Genomic DNA, 19,107 nt, shown 5'->3' on the forward strand with positions numbered 1-19,107 from the left:
CCCTGGCGGCGCCGTCCCAAGATTCCCGGCCGGCGGCGCCCGCGCGTGCGGCTCCGCTTCTCAGGCGAGACCGCGGCGGGCGACCGCCGGCGGACGACGGCCCGCGATCGAGGCCACCATGTCCAGGACCTGCTTGGTCTCCGCCACCTCGTGCACGCGGTAGACCTGAGCGCCCAGCCAGGCGGACACCGCCGTGGTCGCGAGGGTCCCGAGCACCCGTTCCTTGACCGGCTTGTCGAGGGTCTCGCCGACGAAGTCCTTGTTGGACAACGACACCAGCACCGGCCAGCCGGTCTCCGTCATCTCCCCGAGCCGACGGGTCGCCTCCAGGCTGTGCCGGGTGTTCTTGCCGAAGTCGTGCCCGGGATCGATCATGATCCCGTCCCTGCGGACGCCGAGTCCGACCGCCCGCTCCGCCAGCGCGAGCGTCACGCGGAGAATGTCCGCCATGACGTCGTCGTAAGCGACCCGGTGCGGACGCGTGCGCGGTTCGGCTCCGCCCGCGTGCGTGCACACCAGACCGGCCCCGTACCGTGCGGCGACCTCCGCCAGCTTCGGGTCCACGCCGCCCCACGCGTCGTTCAGTACGTCGGCGCCCGCCTCGCAGACCGCCGCGCCCACGTCGTGGCGCCAGGTGTCGACACTGATCACCACGTCCGGGTGGCGTCGTCGCACCTCTGCCACGAAGCCGACCGTGCGCCGTGCCTCCTCCTCGGCGGACACCTCCTCGCCGGGACCGGCCTTCACCCCGCCGATGTCGATGATGGCGGCGCCCTCGGCCACCGCCTGCTCGACGCGGGACAGGGCCGGCTCGTCCCGGAACGTCGCGCCCTGGTCGTAGAAGGAGTCGGGCGTCCGGTTCACGATCGCCATGATCACCGGCTCGTGCGCGTAGAACTCGCGCCGTCCCAGCCGCAGCATCCGCTGTTTCCTCCTCAGGTCGTTCGCCTGCGACCCTAGCTGTCGGTGCCCCGTGGCACGATCAGCGGTGGACGGTTTTCCGCTCGGGTAAGTTCCCCGGGGACGTACGGGAAGTTCGGGGAGAGGGTCGCTCGTGTTCTGGTTCTTGCTGATCGCGATGGTCGTGGTCATCGCGGCGGTCACGCTCGTGGTGGTCGGCGGCAGTGACAGTGCGGCACTGCCGGAGGCCCCGCCGGAGCAGCTGGTGGACCCGCTGCCGCCCGGCCGCCCCGTCGGCCGCGCCGACATCGAGGCCCTCCGCCTCCCCGTCGGCCTGCGCGGCTACCGGATGATGGACGTGGACGAGGTGCTCGACCGCCTCGGCGCGGAGCTCTCCGAGCGGGATGCGCGCATCGCCGAACTGGAGTCCGCGCTCGCCGGGGCCCAGGCCACCGCGGTGGGCCGGCAGGACATGTTCACCAAGCCCGGCGAGGAGTCGGACCGGTGACCGTCGTGACCGGCGCCGCTGTGCCGGGCCCGGACGGCAGGCTCCGCTGCCCCTGGGGACTGTCCACCGCCGATTACGTTGCGTACCACGACGAGGAGTGGGGCCGCCCGGTCCACGGCGACGACGCCCTGTTCGAACGGCTCTGCCTGGAGGCCTTTCAGTCCGGGCTGTCCTGGATCACGATCCTGCGCCGCAGGGAAGGCTTCCGCAGCGCGTTCGACGGCTTCAAGATCGCCTCAGTGGCCGCATTCACCGAAGCCGACGAGGAGCGCCTGCTCGCCGACCCCGGCATCATCCGCAACCGCGCCAAGATCAGGGCGACCCTCGCCAACGCGCAGGTGCTCGCCGACTGGCCCGGCGGCGAGCTCGACGACCTGATCTGGTCGTACGCGCCCGGCCCGGCGCGGTCGGCACCCCGCACGATCGCCGACGTACCGGCCGTCACCGACGCCTCCACCGCTCTGGCCAAGGCGCTCAAGAAGCGCGGACTGCGCTTCGTGGGCCCGACGACGGCTTACGCCCTGATGCAGGCCTGCGGGCTCGTCGACGACCACCTCGCCGACTGCGTGGCGCGCGGCGGCGGCCGCTGACGCCACGCCGTACCGGACGGCTCAGCGGCCGAGGTACTTGGGCGTCTCCTTGGCCAGGAACGCCTGCACCGCGATCGCGTGGTCCTCCGAGGCGCCCGCCTTCGCCTGCAGCTCCTCCTCCTTGTCCAGCGCCTCGCTCAGCGAACGGTCCGCGCCGTAGGCCATCGACTCCTTCAGCGCCGCGTAGGCGAGCGTGGGCCCGTCGGCCAGCGCGCGGGCCACGGCCGCGGCCTCCGCGGCCAGCTCGTCCGCCGGGACGAGCTTGTTCGCGATGCCCCAGTCGTACGCCTCCTGCGCGGAGAACGAGCGGGGGAACAGCAGCAGGTCGGCGGCGCGGCTCTGCCCGATCAGGCGGGGCAGCGTCCAGGACACACCGGAGTCGGCGGTGAGCGCCACACCCGCGAACGACGTCGTGAACTTGGCCGTGTCGGCGACGACCCGGTAGTCGGCGGCCAGCGCGAACCCGAGACCGGCACCGGCGGCCACACCGTTGACCCCGGCGACGACGGGCTTCTGCATCCCGGTCAGCGCACGGACGATCGGGTTGTAGTGCTCGCGCACGGTGGTCATGGTCCCGCCGCTGCCGGATTCCCGGTCGGCGGCGAGCAGGGACACATGCTCCTTGAGGTCCTGGCCGACGCAGAACGCCTTCCCGGTGGCGGTCAGCAGCACCGCACGCACCGCCGGGTCGGCGGCCGCGGCCTGTACGGCGTCCCGCAGGGCTACCTTCGCGTCGACGTTCATCGCGTTCATGGCCTCGGGCCGGTTGATCGTGATCGTCGCGAGTCCGTCGTTCACGTCGTACAGCACGGAGTCGGCCATGGCGGGTCCCCTTAGTGGTTCTGACGGCAGTGTCGAGCCCAGCATGACGGAGATCATCGGGTGTGCACATGTGACCTGCATCAAACAAACTCCGTGGGGCGCCTGGGGAGCGGCGGCGAAGTATCGCAGGCACATCGCCGAATTGAGTGGTTTTGAGAGAGCGCGTTGCGCAAGCGATGCCGACTGATGTTGGTCTTTGGGTCCCGCCATGCGGGATAATGACCTGGAAGCAATGTGTTCGATGCCGGTGACACAGCACCTCTCACGGGGCCGCCGGCTGCGATGAGCTGGTTTCAGGAAGGGGAACGAGCATGGCGGCCATGAAGCCGCGGACGGGCGACGGCCCGCTCGAGGTGACAAAGGAGGGGCGGGGCATCGTCATGCGCGTTCCGCTCGAAGGCGGCGGTCGGCTTGTCGTCGAACTGACTCCGGACGAAGCCGATGCACTCGGTGACGCCCTGAAGAAGGTCGTCGGCTGACGCGCCCTGATTTTCCACTGCCCCGGCACGGTTCGTGCCGGGGCAGTGTGTGTTCCGGGCCCGGTCGGCAGACCGGGCCCGTGTGTTTCAGGGGTGCCGCCGGTCCCGGCCCCGTCGGTGTGGGGACGTGCGGGGCCCCGCAGAGCCTCGCCCCGGAGCCGGCTCAGGCGCGGCGGACCGCGCAGAGGAGCCCGTCGCCCACCGGCAGCAGCGTCGGCAGGAGTTCATGGCTCTCGCGGACCGCCCGCAGCAGCTCACGCACCCGGAGAACCTCCGCCGGCTGCGCGGCGGAGTCGACCGTACGGCCGTCGGCGAACACGCCCTCGAAGCAGACGAGTCCGCCCGGCCTCAGCAGGCGCAACGATTCAGCGAGGTAGTCGAGGGACTCGGTGCGGTCGCCGTCGCAGAAGACGAGGTCGTATCCGCCGTCAGCGAGCCGAGGCAGGACGTCGAGCGCGCGGCCGGGGATGAAGCGGGCGCGGTTCCCGGCGAAGCCCGCCGCGCGGAAGGCCTCCCGGGCGAACTGCTGGCGTTCCGGCTCGAGGTCCACCGTCGTCAGGACGCCGTCCGGGCGCATGCCGTGCAGCAGGTAGATGCCCGAGACTCCCGTCCCGGTCCCGATCTCGGCCACCGCTTTCGCGTCGGCGGTGGCGGCCAGCAGTCGCAGGGCGGCGCCGGTGCCGGGGGACACCGAGGGCAGCCCTGACTCCCGGGCCCGGTCCCGGGCCCAGCGCAGAGCGTCGTCCTCGGCGACAAAGGCGTCGGCGAACGCCCAGCTCGTCTGCTGGTTGGCGGTTATGACCCTCTCCTGTCCCCATAGTTGGCGCGACGCTGACTGTATCGGCTGCACCCGGGAACCCGCAGATGGGACCGGTCGTTGTCGAGGCAGAGGGAAGAGCGTGGAGAGGGGCCCGGATGCCGGGTTCCAAATCCACGTAAAGATTCTTATCCGGAGCTAACGGGCGAGGTGGCTATGGTAGGGGCTCCGCTGGACACCACCAGAGCCGACAGGGGAGGTGCGGCTGCACCTGCGGATCGGGGAGGGGTGCTGAGGCGCCTTCTCAGGTCGGTGGGTGAGCCGAAATCCGTGACCAACACTGCTGACCGTTCTACGCCCTCCGACTCCGTCACCACGGCGACCTTCGCATCGGATGCGGAATCGCAGGCCTGGACTCCTCCCACGTGGGAGGAGATCGTCAGCACGCACAGCGCACGGGTCTACCGCCTCGCGTACCGCCTGACGGGTAACCAGCACGACGCGGAGGACCTCACCCAAGAGGTCTTCGTCCGCGTGTTCCGCTCCTTGTCGACGTACACGCCCGGCACCTTCGAGGGCTGGCTCCACAGGATCACCACGAATCTCTTCCTGGACATGGTCCGCCGCAAGCAGCGGATCCGCTTCGACGCCCTCGGCGACGACGCGGCAGAGCGTCTTCCCAGCCGGGAGCCGTCGCCGCAGCAGGTCTTCAACGACAGCCACTTCGACGCGGATGTGCAGCAGGCGCTGGACACCCTCGCGCCCGAGTTCCGCGCCGCCGTGGTGCTCTGTGACATCGAGGGCCTGTCGTACGAGGAGATCGCCGCGACCCTGGGCGTGAAGCTCGGCACCGTCCGCAGCCGCATCCACCGCGGCCGCTCCCACCTGCGCAAGGCACTGCAGCACCGTTCCCCGGAGGCGCGTGCCGAGCAGCAGCGCTCGCTGGCGGGTGCTGTGAGTCTCGCGGGGGAGGGTGGACCGGCGTGAGCGGCACAGGTCCGACTCCTGCGGAACAGCATCTGGGGGACCGGCTGGCCGCACTCGTCGACGGTGAGCTGGAGCACGACGCCCGGGACCGGGTTCTCGCGCATCTGGCGACCTGTCCGAGGTGCAAGGCCGAGGCCGATGCCCAGCGCCGCCTCAAGAACGTCTTCGCCCAGGCCGCACCGCCGCCGCTCTCCGAGGGGCTGCTGGCGCGGCTCCAGGGCCTGCCCGCGGGTCCCGGCACCGGCGACGACGACGAGCCCGGCCCCTTCGGTGGCGGACGTGCCGCCGGCGGGGTGTTCGGAGCGCTGAACCCGTCCGCGGGAAGACCGCGCGATCCTCGCGCGGAGACGTTCGGCTACGTCCCCGGCGGGGCCCACGCGGCCGTTCTGCCCGGTGGCGGCAGCGGCTTCCGGATCCACGAGGTCGGCCGCGCGGAAGCTGAGCGCTCGCCGTGGCGCGGCAGGCGGTTCGCCTTCGCGGCGGCCAGCGCCGTGTCCTTCGCGGCCATCGCCCTGGGCGGTGCCGTCCCGCTCGACGCCTCCGGCGACTCCGGTGCGCGCGGGCAGGGCGGCGGCAACAAGGTGACGCCGCTGCGCACCGCGACGCCGACGACCGCCGCGAACACCACGACCCCGGGATCCGGTGGCGGTGCCACCGTGTACCGCGGCACGGACGGCGACCGGCGCCGCGGCGGGAGTGGCCAGACCAGGCCGGGCTCCGGGCCGGTGATCGCCGCGGTGCCGGGCGAGCCGGGTGGTCAGGCGCTCAACCGCCACCTCGGTGTCTCGCCGCTGGCCCACGCCTCGTCGACGACGCCGCTGATACGCCCCACGGCAGCGGCGCTGCACCTGGCCGCCGCCGCGACGATCGGTCCTGTGTCCACTCCCGTGCCCAGGTATCTGGCTGCCCCGTCGCAGTCCGCCCCGCCGCCTTCGCGCTGACCGGCACCGGGCACCTGAGCAGGACCCGACCAGGACCCTGCGCGCGGATTCGCAAACCTGGTTGAATCTCAGCGGGTGCCCGCGGGGGCGCCGCAGCGGCCGGCAGTTTGCGGGGAGAGCATGAACGACGGGAAGCCCACCGGACCCAAGGCGAAGTGGTGGAGCCGCCCCGACAAGGGGCGCGAGGTCCCCTCCGGGCAGGAGGCACCCGCGCCGGAGGAGGCTCCCGGGGCCCAGGACGCTTCATCGGTGGACGCGTCAGCGGCACCGGAAACGAACCGGGTGGACGCCCGGACGCACGCACAGCCGGACCGGGCAGCGGTCCCCGCCCCTGCGGAGGCGCCTGCGCCGGCTGCCGCCGAGGTGCCCTCGCAGGCGCCGGCGCCGGCCCACTCGGAGGTGCCCGCGCCCGCCCACTCGGAGGCACCCGCGCCGGTGGACGCCACTGTGCCCGCGGCGGCGGCCCCGGCGGGCACCGTGCCGCAGAGGCCCCAGCCGCTGCACGACCCCGATCCCTACAGCACCCCGCCGTACGGCGGACCCGGCCCGTGGGCGCCCGCCCCTCCCGTGCAGCGCCCGGTGGCGACGCCGGCCCACGGCACGCCGCTTCCCGCCCAGTACACGGCGGCGGGCGCAGGGAGCGGAGGCTACGCGCAGCCGCACCCGGAACAGCACCCGCAGCCACAGCCCCAGCCCTTGCTCCCGCATCCGCACGCGCCGCAGCATCCGCACTCCGGCCCCGCAGTTCCGCCGGCGCCCGCCCTGACCGGTCCGCCGCCCGCCCCGGAGCGACCGCAGCCGCTGTCCTCCGTCTGGCTCCAGTACGACCCCTGGAGTGCGCCGGGAGCGCCGCTCACCCAGTCGGGGGAGCCGGCCGCCCCCCGCAGGCGGCGGCGCGGCCCGCTGCTGATCGGGGCGCTCGTCGTCGCGCTCGTCGCGGGCGGTACGGGCGGTGTCATAGGCGCTTATGTGGAGCGCAACGGCGGTGTGACCCGCATCGAGCTTCCCCAGGCCGGTCGCGAGAGCGCCGACCGGGCGCCGGACAGCGTCGCCGGCATCGCCGCGAGCGCCCTGCCCAGCGTTGTCACCCTGCATGTCAGCGGCGACGCGGAACAGGGCACCGGAACCGGCTTCGTGCTCGACGAGCAGGGCCACATCCTCACCAACCACCATGTCGTCGACCCGGCCGGCGCCTCCGGTGACATCTCGATCACCTTCAGCGGCGGCGAGACGGCCAAGGCCACCCTCGTCGGCAAGGACAGCGGCTACGACCTCGCCGTGGTCAAGGTGACCGGGGTCAGCGGCCTGAAGCCGCTGCCGTTGGGCAACTCCGACAACGTCCGGGTCGGCGATCCCGTCGTCGCCATCGGCGCACCGTTCGACCTCCAGAACACGGTCACCTCGGGAATCATCAGCGCCAAGGAGCGGCCGATCACCGCCGGCGGCAACAAGGGCGACGGCAGCGACATCAGCTACGTCGACGCCCTGCAGACCGACGCACCGATAAACCCCGGCAATTCGGGCGGCCCGCTCGTGGACGGCAAGGCCCGGGTCATCGGCATCAACAGCGCCATCCGTGCCGCGGACACCGGTGCGGGGACCGACGGGGCCCAGGCGGGCTCCATCGGGCTCGGCTTCGCGATTCCCATCAACCAGGGCAAGCGCGTCGCGGAGGAGCTGATCAACACCGGCAAGGCAACGCACCCGGTGATCGGGGTCAGCCTCGACATGAAGTTCGCCGGTGACGGGGCGCGAGTCGGCGACAAGGGCCAGGACGACTCCCCCGCCGTCACCCCGGGGGGTCCCGCCGCCGAGGCGGGTGTCAGGTCCGGCGATGTCATCACCGAGGTGGACGGCCGGCGGGTGCACAGCGGCGAGGAGCTGATCGTGAAGATCCGCGCACACCGCCCCGGTGACAAGCTGGAGCTGACGCTGCGTCGCGGTGGGGACGAGCGGACGGTGACGCTCGTGCTCGGTTCCGCGGACAGCTCATGACCATCTCGGCGCTGCCCGGAAGGTACCGGGCCGACAGTTTCGCCGGGTACCGTGGACCGGACCCGGATACCGGCCGGTCCGCGGACCGCGGCGGGCACGGGGCACGCAGCGAGCACGGAGAACACGAGGAGCAGCAAGGTGTTCAATGACATAGGCGCACTGGAGCTGGTGGCGCTCGTGGTTCTCGCCGTGCTCATCTTCGGCCCCGACAAGCTACCGAAGGTCATCCAGGACGCCAGCCGCTTCATCCGGAAGGTCCGCGCGTTCTCCGAGAGCGCGAAGGAGGACATCCGAAGCGAGCTCGGGCCCGAGTTCAAGGACTTCGAGTTCGAGGACCTGAACCCGAAGGCGTTCATCCGCAAGCAGCTCGCGGAGAACGAGGATCTGAAGGACCTCAAGGAGCTCCGAAGCAGCTTCGATCTCAAGAAGGAGATCAACGAGGTCGCCGACGCCGTCAACGGAACGGAGCATTCCGGTGTGTCGGACACTTCCGTGCCCGCCGCGGTGAACGGTTCCTCCTCAGGCGGCCCCGACCTGCTCAAGAAGGGCGACACGCCTGCCGGCGGCACACGTCCGCCGTTCGACGCAGACGCCACCTGAGGACTGTCAATCCCTGCGAGCGGGGAGAGGGTGGCTATTCTCCATCTGTCCGGCAGTGAGGACGCCCGAGGGGGGCGGGTCCGCTGCAGGTGTGAAAGACGGAGAGGCGGCCGGGTACATGTCGACGACGAGCCGGGTGACGGAGCAGCAGGGGACGGCGGGCGAAACGCCGGACCAGAGCGGCTACAGATCCCGCACGGCGCAGGGGGACACGGCTGCCCGGCGTGCGGCGGAGGGATTCAAGAACGCCGCCTTCCCCTGGTACGCGCTGGACGAGGCCTTCACCGGTCCCCGGCGCCTGATGCAGGTGGGCACCGCCGCGGACGGGACGGTCCAGCACGGCGCGATCGGTCACGGCGACGAGCCGACGATACGGTCCGAGACGGCAGGTGCCGAGAAGGAGCGTTTCGCCGTCGTGGTGACCGTCGCGGCGAACCCGGTCAGGCGCACCGGCGACGGCACGGGCGTGCTGGAGGCCACCACCGTCTCGTCGGCCGCCTGGCTGGCCGGCTCCGGCCTGCTGGCCCACACCTGGCCGGAGAAGCTCGACCACTCGCTGCGTGACGACTGGCTCGACCAGCAGACGGAGACCGCGTTCGAGCTGGCGGACGATCTGACCGGCCCCGAGTGGTCGACCCTCTCGCTGCCGGTGGACGGGGTCCCGACGTCCTTCCACTACCGCGAGTCGGAGTTCGGCTGGGTACTGGCCGGCACGACCGGGGCGGGAGTCCACATCGGCGCGTACGGGCGCGGGATGAGCGCGTACGGTCTGGGGTTCGCGGTGGTCGCCAACCCGGCCGCGTACGTGCGCTGATCCGCAGGCGGGACGACCGCCGTACCTGCTCCGCGGGGCGGGTACGGACCCGAAGACGGACCGAAGGGCGCCGCTCGAGCCGAGCGGCGCCCTTCGGTGCCGGTGAGGGCGGGTGCCCCTCCGGTCAGAACTTGTTGCGCGGGGTGATGCCCAGCGACATGCCCGACAGACCGCGCTGACGGCCCCCGAGCTTGCCCGCGATCGCCCGCAGCGCCGAGCCCGCGGGGGAGTCCGGGTCCGTGATGACGACCGGCTTGCCCTCGTCGCCGCCCTCGCGGAGCCGCACGTCGATCGGGATCGAGCCCAGCACCGGCACGGTCGCGCCGGTCGTCTTCGTCAGGCCCTCCGCGACCCGCTGGCCGCCGCCGCTGCCGAAGACGTCGACCATCTCGTCGCAGTGCGGGCAGGGCAGGCCCGACATGTTCTCGACGACACCCACGATCTTCTGGTGCGTCTGCACCGCGATGGAGCCGGCCCGCTCGGCCACCTCCGCGGCGGCCTGCTGCGGGGTGGTCACGACGAGGATCTCCGCGTTCGGGACGAGCTGCGCGACGGAGATCGCGATGTCGCCCGTGCCCGGCGGGAGGTCGAGCAGCAGGACGTCCAGGTCGCCCCAGTACACGTCGGCGAGGAACTGCTGCAGCGCCCGGTGGAGCATGGGGCCGCGCCACACCACCGGCGCGTTGCCGGGCGTGAACATGCCGATGGAGATGACCTTCACGCCGTTCGCGGAGGGCGGCATGATCATGTTCTCGACCTGGGTCGGACGCCCGTCCGCACCCAGCATGCGCGGCACGCTGTGGCCGTAGATGTCCGCGTCGACGACGCCGACCTTCAGACCGTCCGCCGCCATGGCCGCCGCCAGGTTCACGGTCACGGAGGACTTGCCGACGCCGCCCTTTCCGGACGCCACCGCGTACACGCGTGTCAGCGAACCGGGCTTGGCGAACGGCACCTCGCGCTCGGCGGTGGTGCCCCGCAGCGACGCCGCGAGGTCCTTGCGCTGCTCGTCGCTCATCACGTCCAGCGTGACCTCGACCCGCGAGACGCCGTCGACGCGTGCGACCGCATCGGTCACGTTCTTGGTGATCGTCTCGCGCATCGGGCAGCCCGAGACGGTGAGGTACACCGTGACGGCGACCGTGCCGTCGTCCCCGATGTGGATCGACTTCACCATGCCCAGGTCGGTGATCGGTCGGTTGATCTCGGGGTCGTTCACCGTCGCCAGTGCCTCAAGCACCGCGTCTTCCGTAGCCATACGGAGATGGTACGGCTCCGGCCACCGCCTGCGGAAAGGCCGTCAGCGGTCGTCTTCGTCACTACCGCGCGTGCGCTCGTGCGGGGACAGGACCCGCTGCTCGTCCATCGCCCGCACCAGATCCACCAGCTCCGAGCGGATCCAGTCCCGCGTCGGCACCTCGCCGAGGCCCATCCGCAGCGCCGCGACCTCCCGGGTCAGATACTCCGTGTCGGCGATCGAGCGCTCGTTCTGCTTGCGGTCCTGCTCCAGGTTGACCCGGTCGCGGTCGTCCTGCCGGTTCTGCGCCAGCAGGATCAGCGGCGCCGCGTACGACGCCTGGAGCGACAGCGCGAGGGTCAGGAAGATGAACGGGTACTCGTCGAAGCGCAGCGGGGCAGGGGCGCTGACGTTCCACACCACCCAGGCGATGATCGTCAGGGTCATCCAGACGAGGAACCGGCCCGTCCCGAGGAACCGTGCGATCTTCTCGGAGAGACGGCCGAAGGCCTCCGGGTCGTAGTCGGGCAGCAGGCTGCGGCGCGGGGCCCGCGGCAGGTCCAACCGCACCCGCGGCCGCGAGGCGGCGCTCGCGCCCGCCGGCATGCGCCCCGGCTGCTCGAACCGGTCGGGCGGACCCGTCTCGCCGCTACCCATGGGCGGATTCCTCGAACTCGGTCTCGCGCCAGTCGTCGGGCAGCAGGTGGTCCAGCACATCGTCGACGGTCACGGCGCCCAGCAGCGACCCGCCCTCGTCGACGACCGGTGCCGCCACCATGTTGTAGGCGGCGAGGTGCTGGGTGACGGTCCGCAGCGGGGTGTCCGGCGACAGCGGCGGCAGGTCGCTGTCCACGATCGAGCTGACCAGCGCGAACGGCGGGTCCCGCAGCAGCCGCTGGAAGTGCACCGTGCCCAGGTACTTCCCCGTCGGCGTCTCGTCGGGAGGCCGGCACACGTACACCTGCGCGGCGAGCGCGGGGGAGAGGTCCTGCTGGCGCACCCGGGCCAGCGCGTCGGCCACGGTGGCGTCGGGACGCAGCACGATCGGCTCGGTCGTCATCAGACCGCCCGCGGTGCGCTCCTCGTACGCCATCAGCCGCCGTACGTCCGCCGCGTCGTCGGGCCGCATCAGGGCCAGCAGCCGTTCCTTGTCCGCCTCCGGCAGCTCGGACAGCAGGTCGGCGGCGTCGTCCGGGTCCATGGCCTCCAGGACGTCGGCCGCCCGCTCCTCCTTGAGCTTGCCGAGGATCTCCACCTGGTCGTCGTCGGGCAGCTCCTCCAGCACGTCTGCGAGCCGGTCGTCGTCGAGCGCCGCGGCCACCTCGGCACGACGCTTGGGAGACAGATGGTGCAGCACGTTGGCCAGGTCGGCCGGACGAAGCTGCTCGAAAGTGGCCAGCAGGTTCTCCGCGCCCTGACCGTGCTCCTCGAGCGAGAAGCCGGTGACGGCGGACCACTCGAGGGTCAGCGTCTCTCCCCTGCGGCGCAGTGCCCCGCCCTTGCCCCGGCGCACGAAGACCTTGTCGATCTCCCAGTCGCGGCGGGCCGGCAGCTGCTGGATCGCCACGTCGAGCACCGTGACCTCCTCGCCGCTCTCCACGAGTCGTACCCGCCGGTCCAGCAGCTCGCCCAGCACCAGCCGCTCGGTGGGACGCTGCTCGAAGCGGCGCACGTTGAGGACACCGGTGGTGATGACCTGGCCCGACTCGATGCCCGTCACCCGCGTCATGGGGAGGAAGATCCGACGGCGGCTGATCACTTCGACCACCAGGCCCAGCAGCCGTGGCGGGCGGCGGCCGACGCGCAGCATCGCGACCAGGTCGCGTACGCGACCCACCTGGTCACCGTTGGGGTCGAAGACGGGCACGCCGGCGAGGTGCGAGACGAAGACCCGCGGGGCGCCTGCCGCCATGTTCGCCCCTCCTCCTACCGGTCACTTCTGCCCCGGAATGCTGGTTCCGGACCGTTTCAGGCTAGCCGGTACCGATCCGGGCCGCTCCCGGCCGACGGCCGTACGGCTGCCTGCTCGACCGTGCACCCCGCACAGGTACGCTGCGGTCTGCCATTCCCCACAGATGAGAGGCAGTGCGCTGGTGACTCCCCTCCCTCCGGCCGGCCGAACACGCCGGGCCGGGCTCTCCGCGGTGCTGTGTGCCGGGCTGACCATCGCCCTCGGTGCGTGCGGTGAGGACCCCGACGCGGGGACGAACGGGATCGGGAAGCTGTCGGCGGAGGAGATCGAGACCAAGGCGCGGACGGCGGCCGACGCCGCGGCCTCGGTGCGCCTCTCCGGCACCCTCGTCAGCAAGGGCGGCACCTACAAGCTGAACATGCGGCTCAAGCACGACGGCGGCACCGGCTCGCTCACGTCCAAGGAGAACGCCTTCGAGCTGCTGAGGATCGGCGACACCCTCTTCCTGAAGGCCGACGCCGGTTTCTGGAGCCACGCGGACGGCGACGAGGAGAAGCAGCCGAGCGAATCGGACCTCGAGGCGGCGAAGAAGCTCGCCGACAAGTACGTGAAGGTCCCCAAGGGCGACCCCTCGTACAAGCAGTTCCGCGGCTTCACCGACATGGACGTGCTGCTCGACGGGCTGCTCGGGATGGAGGGCAAGCTCAGCAAGGGAGACCGGACCCGCGTCGGCGGGGTGCGCACCATCAAGGTCACGGCGGGCGACGGCGGCAGGGGTGGTGTCCTCGACGTGTCCCTGGAGGGCAAGCCGTATCCGCTGCAGTTCACCCGGGCCGGCGGCGCGGGGGTGCTCACGCTGGGCGACTGGGACAAGGACTTCCCGCTGGCCGAGCCGTCGAAGGACGAGACGGTCGACTACGGCAAGCAGCTCCCGAAGTCCTCCGAGCAGAGCTCCTGACATCCGAGCAGAGCTCTTGACCTGCGCGCTGAGCCCGTGAGCTGCGCGCAGGGCTCCTGACTCGCGCTGGGGCGCGGGGCCGCCGCCCGGGGCGTTTCCCCTGCCTCCGCCGGGGGCGGCCCCCGGCGGCCGTGGGGTCCCCACTTCCCGAAAACGGGCAGGCCCCCTTACCGCCCTGCTGCTTCCCTCCGGGCGCCCTGAGCCGCCGCAGCCGGATCAGCCGCGACGCTTGCGCCGCTTCAGCAGGAGCCTCGGCAGTGCCGCCGGAACAGGCCGACGGGTCGTCGCGGCGGTCGGAAGAGGCGCGGCCGCCAGCGAGCCGTCGGGCAGGTCGGTGACCGCGTCCCGCGGCTCGAGGCGCAGCACCCGGCATTCACGCGCCCAGCGCTCGGTCATCCGCTCCGCGTCCGGGGCGTTCAGCCGCTTGCCCTTGAGCTCGCCGACGGCCGCCTCCCACGCCTCGGAGTGCGGGGCGAGCTCGCTCACCCGGGCCGACCAGGCGACGAGCCGGCCGCCCTTGTCCTTGCTGCGTACGGTGACCTCCGCGTCCGCGCCGTCCACGAGGCCCGGCAGCGGCTGCTCGCCGGGCCCGTCGCCGACGATGCACGCGGCGCCCTCGTGCCAGACGTGCCACAGGGCACGCGCGGGGCCGTCGCCACGCACCCAGATGAGGCCCGACTTCTTGGTGGCCTCCTCGACGAGCGCCCGGCCGAGCAGATGCGATGTCATGCGCGCAGCCTATCGACCGGCTCTCGTACTACAGCCAGCCGTTGCGCTTGAGCGTGCGGTGGATGGCGAAACAGACCACCGCGATGCCCGTGAGCACCAAGGGGTAGCCGTACTTCCACTTCAGCTCCGGCATGTGGTCGAAGTTCATGCCGTAGATGCCGCAGACCGCCGTCGGGACGGCGATGATCGCCGCCCAGGAGGTGATCTTGCGCATGTCCTCGTTCTGGGCGACGGTCGCCTGGGCCAGGTTGGCCTGGAGGATGGAGTTCAGCAGCTCGTCGAAGCCGATGACCTCTTCCTGCACCCGTGCGAGGTGGTCGGCGACGTCGCGGAAGTACTTCTGGATGTCGGGGTCCACGAGCCGCATGGGCCGCTCGCTCAGCAGCTGCATCGGACGCAGCAGCGGGGAGACGGCCCGCTTGAACTCCAGCACCTCGCGCTTGAGCTGGTAGATCCGCCCCGCGTCGCCACCGCGCGGGCTGCCCTTGGCCGGCGCGGAGAAGACGTCGATCTCCACCTCGTCGATGTCGTCCTGCACGGCCTCCGCGACCGCGATGTAGCCGTCGACCACATGGTCGGCGATGGCGTGAAGCACCGCGGAGGGACCCTTGGAGAGGAGCTCGGCGTCCTTCTGGAGGCCGTGCCGCAGTGCGCGCAACGAGCCCTTGCCGCCGTGCCTCACCGTGATGACGAAGTCCCGGCCGGTGAAGCACATCACCTCGCCGGTCTCAACGACCTCGCTGGTGGCGGTGAGCTCCGCGTGCTCGACGTAGTGGATCGTCTTGAAGACGGTGAACAGAGTGTCGTCGTACCGCTCCAGCTTGGGCCGCTGGTGGGCGTGGACGGCGTCCTCGACGGCGAGCGGGTGGAGTCCGAACTCGGCGGCGATACCGGCGAATTCGGCCTCAGTCGGCTCGTGCAGTCCGATCCAGGCGAAGCCGCCGCCCTCCCGCACCCGCAGCATCGCCTCGTGGGGCGTCAGGCACGCGGTGCTCTCGAGGCGCCGGCCGTCACGGTAGACGGCGCAGTCGACGACCGCGCTGGAGGCGGAGGGGTCACGGGTGGTGTCGTAGCCGTTGTACGGGGTGCTGCTCTTGCGCAGCGAGGGGCGGACCGCTGCGCGCAGGTCACGGATCATCGACATGGCTGGCTCCTTCACGGAGAGGCCGTCGGCGGTGGCGTGGCACAGCCCGGAATGGGGACGTGAGTCGTACGTCCGCAAAGCGGGCGGCACCGCGGGAGCGCGGTGACGGCGTTCGCTACAGACAGGCAAAAACGAAGTGCTCGCGCTCTTCCGTCGTGCGAAAAGCCGTGGGGCCCCGTGCGGGAAAGGCCTCAGTACACCGGATTCCGGTTCGTCGGGTCAGGACCGGCGAAGGGAACGGTGCCGTGCGGAAGAGCTGCTGGTACTGCACGATCGACTTCGATCCACCGCAGCCTCACCTCCTCCGGCCGGTCCCCCGTGAGGGACGACGTGTCGTCAGGACTTGAAGGCAACACTTCTGTGTCCGTCCCGACCAGCGGCCAAGCCTATCAGCCGACTACGGGTCAATCCCTGTGTTTGCCCGCTCCTTACGCGTTTTATGCTCGCGACATGGAAGACGTTCTTGCTCTTGTCGAAGCCCGGCTGCGCAGCGCCCTTGGGGAACCGGACGCCCGTGCCGCGGTGACCTTCCTGGGCACCGACCGCATCGAGGTGCTGCGCTTCCGGGACCGTGACGGCGACAAGGACATCGTGCGCTACGCCACTCTCGGCATGTCCGCCCACCCGATGACCGACCCCACCGCGGCCCTCGCCGATCCGGTGAAGGGCCCGCGCGCGGAGCTTGTGCTGACCGTACGGGCCGGCCTCGCGGACACCGACAAGGTGCTGCGGCCGCTCGCGGTCCTGGCCGCTTCCCCGCAGGTGGAGGGGGTGGTCGTGGCGCCGGGTGCGTCGCTCGACGTGGGGGACGCGCTGTGGCCCTCCGCGCCGTTCAGCTCCGTGCTCGTCGCGGAGCCCGGCGGGCTGGTGGAGGACCTGGAGCTGGGCGACCCGATGGACCCTGTGCGCTTCCTGCCCCTGCTGCCCATGACGTCGAACGAGGCGGCCTGGAAGAGGGTGCACGGCGCGGCGGAACTCCAGGAACGCTGGCTGACGCACGGGACGGACCTGCGCGATCCGCTGCGCCGGTCCGTGACGCTGGACTGAACCACGGCCCGGTTCAAGGATGTTGGCCGGGACGCGGAATGTGACGCGGTTTCAGCCCGGGCCTCCAGGGTGCGGGCCGAGGCCTGTCGTCCGCACCTGGGCGGCCGCGTCTCCCGGAGCAGGCCGTTGATCCGATCGGGTGGCTTCGTGCGGTTCGGACCGTTCGATGCCGGGCCGGACGTCACATGACCTGATAAGTGATCGATGCATCTACTTTCACCGGGACGGAGGCGCGCTCCGGACGGGTGATCGTCCTTGACGCGGCGTCCACCGGAGAGGACCGTTGACCCTTATGAGGGGCGAACCCAGTTGCCCGAAGTGCGGTGGCCGGGTGAGGGCGCCCGGTCTCTTTGCCGACTCCTGGCAGTGCGATGTGCACGGCGCCGTGCACCCGCTGCAGCCGGTGATCCCGCCCAGTGTCGAGGCCCTCGGTGTCGTCGTGCACCGCGCGCAGGTCCCCGTGTGGATGCCCTGGCCCCTTCCGGTCGGCTGGCTCTACACCGGCGTCGCCTATGCGGGCGACGACCGCAGCGGCGGCCGGGCGACGGCCGTCGCGTGTTCCGGCCCGGGGCCGCTCGGCGGCATCGGGGAGCTGCTGCTGATCGCCGAGGAGCTGGGCGTCGGCCTCGGATCCCGTTACGCCGGTATCGACGGTCCCGACCCCGGGCCGCACATCGAAGTGGACAAGCCGTCGCAGGCCAAGGTGCTCGCGGCCGGCCGGCCCACCCCGCTGTGGCATGTCAAGGGTGCCCCCGACGACCGGGCGGTGTTCGCCGGCGAAGCGCGGGGCCTGTGGCTGTGGGCCGTGGTCTGGCCGGAGCAGTCCGGGCTGCTGATGTACGACGAGCTGGTGCTCACGGACCTGCGGGACGCGGGCGCGGAGGTCGAACTGCTGCCGTGCGGTGCCCTGTCGCCGCGACTCCTGTCGTAGCGGACCGTTCCCGTCGGCCGCCGGAGGGCGGTCGGGGTGCGCTCCGAGGGCGGCCGGGGCGTGCTGGTGCGGCAGTTATCCTGAGGTGTCCCCTGTCCGCCCCGAGCCCCGGAGTCACGCGTCGTGCGCATCGACCTGCACACCCACTCCACGGCCTCGGACGGCACGGACACCCCGGCCGAGCTGGTGCGTAACGCGGCGGCCGCCGGTCTGGACGTCGTCGCGCTCACGGACCACGACACCACTCGCGGCCACGCGGAGGCCACAGCGGCCGTCCCCGCGGGAGTGACTCTCGTCACCGGCGCCGAACTCTCCTGCCGCCTCGACGGCATCAGTGTCCACATGCTGGCGTACCTCTTCGACGCCGAGGAGCCCGACCTGCTGCGCGAGCGGGAGCTCGTGCGCGACGACCGGGTGCCGCGCGCCCGGGCGATGGTCGGCAAGCTCCGGGACCTCGGTGTGCCCGTCGAGTGGGAGCAGGTCGCCCGTATCGCCGGGGACGGCTCCGTCGGCAGGCCCCACGTGGCGGAGGCCCTCGTCGAGCTGGGCGTCGTGTCCTGCGTCTCCGACGCCTTCACGCCCCAGTGGCTGGCCGACGGCGGCCGTGCGTACGTGGAGAAGCACGAGCTCGATCCCTTCACGGCGATCCGACTGGTCAAGGCCGCCGGCGGGGTCACGGTCCTCGCCCACCCGCTCGCCGTGAAGCGAGGCCGGGTGGTCCCCGACGCCGCGATCGCGGAGCTCGCCGCGTGCGGCCTCGACGGCATCGAGGTCGACCACATGGACCACGACCAGAAGACCCGCGACCGGCTGCGCGGCCTCGCCCGGGACCTCGGTCTGCTGACGACCGGCTCCAGCGACTACCACGGCAGCCGCAAGACCTGCCGGCTCGGCGAATACACCACCGATCCCGAGATCTACGGCGAGATCACTCGCCGCGCCACCGGGGCGTTCCCGGTGCCGGGCACGGGCGGAGCCGTTTCCTAGGGCGTCCCCGTACCTGGCGTCCTGACGTCCTCGATCACACGGGACGCGCCCTCACCCACGCTTGCCCACCTCGTACAACCCTCTTCCGCAAGGCCCTCACTGTGTTCGACGCTGCCGTTTTCGGCTCCCTGTTCCTGACCCTCTTCGTCATCATGGATCCCCCCGGGATCACGCCCATATTTCTCGCCCTCACCTCAGGCCGCGCCACCAAGGTGCAGCGCCGCATGGCGTGGCAGGCCGTGGCCGTCGCCTTCGGTGTCATCACCGTCTTCGGCATACTCGGCCAGCAGATCCTCGACTATCTGCATGTCTCCGTCCCCGCGCTGATGATCGCCGGCGGACTGCTGCTGCTGCTGATAGCCCTGGACCTGCTCACCGGCAAGACCGACGAGCCCAAGCAGACCAAGGACGTCAACGTGGCGCTGGTGCCGCTGGGCATGCCGCTGCTGGCGGGGCCCGGCGCCATCGTCTCCGTGATCCTCGCCGTGCAGCACGCGGACGGGGCGGGCGAGCAGGTCTCCGTGTGGGCGGCGATCGTCGCCATGCATGTCGTGCTCTGGCTGACCATGCGCTACTCACTGGTGATCATCCGCCTGATCAAGGACGGCGGCGTCGTCCTGGTGACCCGGCTCGCCGGCATGATGCTCTCCGCGATAGCGGTGCAGCAGATCATCAACGGCGTGACCCAGGTCGTCCAGGGCGCCTGACCGGCGCCGGGACGCAGCACGCCCCCGTACGGTTCGTCCGTACGGGGGCGTCGCGCGTCGTC

The 19,107-nt window shown here is 71.4% G+C and carries 21 protein-coding genes; 13 read left to right on the forward strand and 8 right to left on the reverse strand.

Features of this window, described 5'->3' with window-relative positions; all coding sequences use genetic code 11:
• Positions 1 to 60 precede the first annotated feature (60 nt).
• On the reverse strand, positions 61 to 921 hold the full coding sequence (gene folP, locus MDN94_RS13805; RefSeq protein WP_482726125.1) for a dihydropteroate synthase: 861 nt from the start codon (positions 919 to 921) through the stop codon (positions 61 to 63).
• Between the two features lie 133 nt (positions 922 to 1,054).
• On the opposite strand from folP, the gene MDN94_RS13810 reads away from it, so the two are divergent.
• Positions 1,055 to 1,408, forward strand: coding sequence for a DivIVA domain-containing protein (locus tag MDN94_RS13810; protein WP_482726126.1), 354 nt, complete (start codon positions 1,055 to 1,057; stop codon positions 1,406 to 1,408).
• A gap of 5 nt (positions 1,409 to 1,413) precedes the next feature.
• Complete coding sequence (locus MDN94_RS13815; RefSeq protein ID WP_482727070.1) at positions 1,414 to 1,998, forward strand: DNA-3-methyladenine glycosylase I; 585 nt, start codon at positions 1,414 to 1,416, stop codon at positions 1,996 to 1,998.
• A gap of 21 nt (positions 1,999 to 2,019) precedes the next feature.
• Here the strand turns inward: MDN94_RS13815 and chcB are convergent, their stop codons facing one another.
• A complete protein-coding gene (chcB, locus tag MDN94_RS13820; RefSeq protein ID WP_482726127.1) occupies positions 2,020 to 2,820 on the reverse strand; it encodes a 2-cyclohexenylcarbonyl CoA isomerase in 801 nt (266 codons plus the stop codon).
• A 311-nt stretch (positions 2,821 to 3,131) separates the two neighbouring features.
• Between chcB and MDN94_RS13825 the strand changes: the two genes are divergently transcribed.
• Positions 3,132 to 3,299, forward strand: coding sequence for a DUF3117 domain-containing protein (locus tag MDN94_RS13825; protein WP_003966491.1), 168 nt, complete (start codon positions 3,132 to 3,134; stop codon positions 3,297 to 3,299).
• A 163-nt stretch (positions 3,300 to 3,462) separates the two neighbouring features.
• Here the strand turns inward: MDN94_RS13825 and MDN94_RS13830 are convergent, their stop codons facing one another.
• A complete protein-coding gene (locus MDN94_RS13830) occupies positions 3,463 to 4,140 on the reverse strand; it encodes an O-methyltransferase (RefSeq protein ID WP_482727071.1) in 678 nt (225 codons plus the stop codon).
• Positions 4,141 to 4,272: 132 nt separating this feature from the next.
• On the opposite strand from MDN94_RS13830, the gene sigE reads away from it, so the two are divergent.
• From sigE to MDN94_RS13855, 5 genes are all read left to right on the forward strand, one after another.
• Positions 4,273 to 5,043 carry an RNA polymerase sigma factor SigE gene (gene sigE, locus MDN94_RS13835; protein ID WP_441264047.1) on the forward strand — a complete coding sequence of 257 codons (771 nt, stop codon included), beginning with the start codon at positions 4,273 to 4,275 and terminating at the stop codon, positions 5,041 to 5,043.
• Positions 5,040 to 5,984: an anti-sigma factor family protein gene (locus MDN94_RS13840; protein WP_482726128.1), complete on the forward strand. Its 945-nt coding sequence runs from the start codon at positions 5,040 to 5,042 to the stop codon at positions 5,982 to 5,984. Before sigE ends, MDN94_RS13840 begins: the two co-directional genes overlap by 4 nt.
• 120 nt (positions 5,985 to 6,104) lie before the next feature.
• Positions 6,105 to 7,979: a S1C family serine protease gene (locus tag MDN94_RS13845; protein WP_482726129.1), complete on the forward strand. Its 1,875-nt coding sequence runs from the start codon at positions 6,105 to 6,107 to the stop codon at positions 7,977 to 7,979.
• A gap of 138 nt (positions 7,980 to 8,117) precedes the next feature.
• Complete coding sequence (locus tag MDN94_RS13850) at positions 8,118 to 8,579, forward strand: sec-independent translocase (RefSeq protein WP_482726130.1); 462 nt, start codon at positions 8,118 to 8,120, stop codon at positions 8,577 to 8,579.
• Positions 8,580 to 8,697: 118 nt separating this feature from the next.
• Entirely contained in the window at positions 8,698 to 9,393 is a 696-nt protein-coding gene (locus MDN94_RS13855; protein ID WP_441264051.1) for a hypothetical protein, read from the forward strand.
• Positions 9,394 to 9,517: 124 nt separating this feature from the next.
• On the opposite strand, the gene MDN94_RS13860 is transcribed toward MDN94_RS13855, so the two are convergent.
• Genes MDN94_RS13860 through MDN94_RS13870 form a run of 3 tightly spaced genes read right to left on the reverse strand, consistent with a single transcriptional unit; the run spans position 9,518 to position 12,542 of the window.
• Entirely contained in the window at positions 9,518 to 10,651 is a 1,134-nt protein-coding gene (locus MDN94_RS13860; RefSeq protein WP_482726131.1) for an Mrp/NBP35 family ATP-binding protein, read from the reverse strand.
• 42 nt (positions 10,652 to 10,693) lie between these two features.
• Positions 10,694 to 11,287 carry a DUF1003 domain-containing protein gene (locus MDN94_RS13865; RefSeq protein WP_482726132.1) on the reverse strand — a complete coding sequence of 198 codons (594 nt, stop codon included), beginning with the start codon at positions 11,285 to 11,287 and terminating at the stop codon, positions 10,694 to 10,696.
• Entirely contained in the window at positions 11,280 to 12,542 is a 1,263-nt protein-coding gene (locus MDN94_RS13870) for a magnesium transporter MgtE N-terminal domain-containing protein (RefSeq protein WP_482726133.1), read from the reverse strand. The genes MDN94_RS13865 and MDN94_RS13870 overlap by 8 nt, the downstream gene beginning before the upstream one ends.
• Positions 12,543 to 12,723: 181 nt before the next feature.
• On the opposite strand from MDN94_RS13870, the gene MDN94_RS13875 reads away from it, so the two are divergent.
• A complete protein-coding gene (locus MDN94_RS13875; RefSeq protein WP_482726134.1) occupies positions 12,724 to 13,500 on the forward strand; it encodes a hypothetical protein in 777 nt (258 codons plus the stop codon).
• Between the two features lie 216 nt (positions 13,501 to 13,716).
• On the opposite strand, the gene MDN94_RS13880 is transcribed toward MDN94_RS13875, so the two are convergent.
• On the reverse strand, positions 13,717 to 14,229 hold the full coding sequence (locus MDN94_RS13880) for a hypothetical protein (RefSeq protein ID WP_482726135.1): 513 nt from the start codon (positions 14,227 to 14,229) through the stop codon (positions 13,717 to 13,719).
• Positions 14,230 to 14,257: 28 nt separating this feature from the next.
• The gene (locus MDN94_RS13885) at positions 14,258 to 15,373 is read right to left on the reverse strand and encodes a magnesium and cobalt transport protein CorA (RefSeq protein WP_441264057.1); all 1,116 of its coding nucleotides are present in this window, start codon (positions 15,371 to 15,373) and stop codon (positions 14,258 to 14,260) included.
• A 450-nt stretch (positions 15,374 to 15,823) separates the two neighbouring features.
• Between MDN94_RS13885 and MDN94_RS13890 the strand changes: the two genes are divergently transcribed.
• From MDN94_RS13890 to MDN94_RS13905, 4 genes are all read left to right on the forward strand, one after another.
• Positions 15,824 to 16,420 (forward strand): suppressor of fused domain protein, encoded by a 597-nt coding sequence (locus tag MDN94_RS13890; protein WP_453460534.1) that lies wholly within the window; start codon positions 15,824 to 15,826, stop codon positions 16,418 to 16,420.
• 292 nt (positions 16,421 to 16,712) lie between these two features.
• Positions 16,713 to 17,351, forward strand: coding sequence for a DUF6758 family protein (locus tag MDN94_RS13895; RefSeq protein ID WP_482726136.1), 639 nt, complete (start codon positions 16,713 to 16,715; stop codon positions 17,349 to 17,351).
• A gap of 123 nt (positions 17,352 to 17,474) precedes the next feature.
• On the forward strand, positions 17,475 to 18,338 hold the full coding sequence (locus MDN94_RS13900) for a PHP domain-containing protein (RefSeq protein WP_482726137.1): 864 nt from the start codon (positions 17,475 to 17,477) through the stop codon (positions 18,336 to 18,338).
• 101 nt (positions 18,339 to 18,439) lie between these two features.
• Positions 18,440 to 19,045, forward strand: coding sequence for a MarC family protein (locus tag MDN94_RS13905; protein WP_005312320.1), 606 nt, complete (start codon positions 18,440 to 18,442; stop codon positions 19,043 to 19,045).
• Positions 19,046 to 19,107: the final 62 nt, after the last annotated feature.

The organism is Streptomyces sp. WAC00040 (assembly GCF_056835925.1).

Excerpts from the sequence above, each read along its gene's own strand:
- MDN94_RS13825 (WP_003966491.1), top strand. The coding sequence starts at position 3,132 with ATGGCGGCCATGAAGCCGCGGACGGGCGACGGCCCGCTCGAGGTGACA.
- MDN94_RS13860 (WP_482726131.1), bottom strand. The coding sequence starts at position 10,651 with ATGGCTACGGAAGACGCGGTGCTTGAGGCACTGGCGACGGTGAACGAC.
- MDN94_RS13890 (WP_453460534.1), top strand. The coding sequence starts at position 15,824 with ATGGAAGACGTTCTTGCTCTTGTCGAAGCCCGGCTGCGCAGCGCCCTT.
- sigE (WP_441264047.1), top strand. The coding sequence starts at position 4,273 with ATGGTAGGGGCTCCGCTGGACACCACCAGAGCCGACAGGGGAGGTGCG.
- folP (WP_482726125.1), bottom strand. The coding sequence starts at position 921 with ATGCTGCGGCTGGGACGGCGCGAGTTCTACGCGCACGAGCCGGTGATC.
- MDN94_RS13855 (WP_441264051.1), top strand. The coding sequence starts at position 8,698 with ATGTCGACGACGAGCCGGGTGACGGAGCAGCAGGGGACGGCGGGCGAA.
- MDN94_RS13880 (WP_482726135.1), bottom strand. The coding sequence starts at position 14,229 with ATGACATCGCATCTGCTCGGCCGGGCGCTCGTCGAGGAGGCCACCAAG.
- MDN94_RS13845 (WP_482726129.1), top strand. The coding sequence starts at position 6,105 with ATGAACGACGGGAAGCCCACCGGACCCAAGGCGAAGTGGTGGAGCCGC.
- MDN94_RS13885 (WP_441264057.1), bottom strand. The coding sequence starts at position 15,373 with ATGTCGATGATCCGTGACCTGCGCGCAGCGGTCCGCCCCTCGCTGCGC.
- MDN94_RS13870 (WP_482726133.1), bottom strand. The coding sequence starts at position 12,542 with ATGGCGGCAGGCGCCCCGCGGGTCTTCGTCTCGCACCTCGCCGGCGTG.
- chcB (WP_482726127.1), bottom strand. The coding sequence starts at position 2,820 with ATGGCCGACTCCGTGCTGTACGACGTGAACGACGGACTCGCGACGATC.
- MDN94_RS13895 (WP_482726136.1), top strand. The coding sequence starts at position 16,713 with ATGAGGGGCGAACCCAGTTGCCCGAAGTGCGGTGGCCGGGTGAGGGCG.
- MDN94_RS13865 (WP_482726132.1), bottom strand. The coding sequence starts at position 11,287 with ATGGGTAGCGGCGAGACGGGTCCGCCCGACCGGTTCGAGCAGCCGGGG.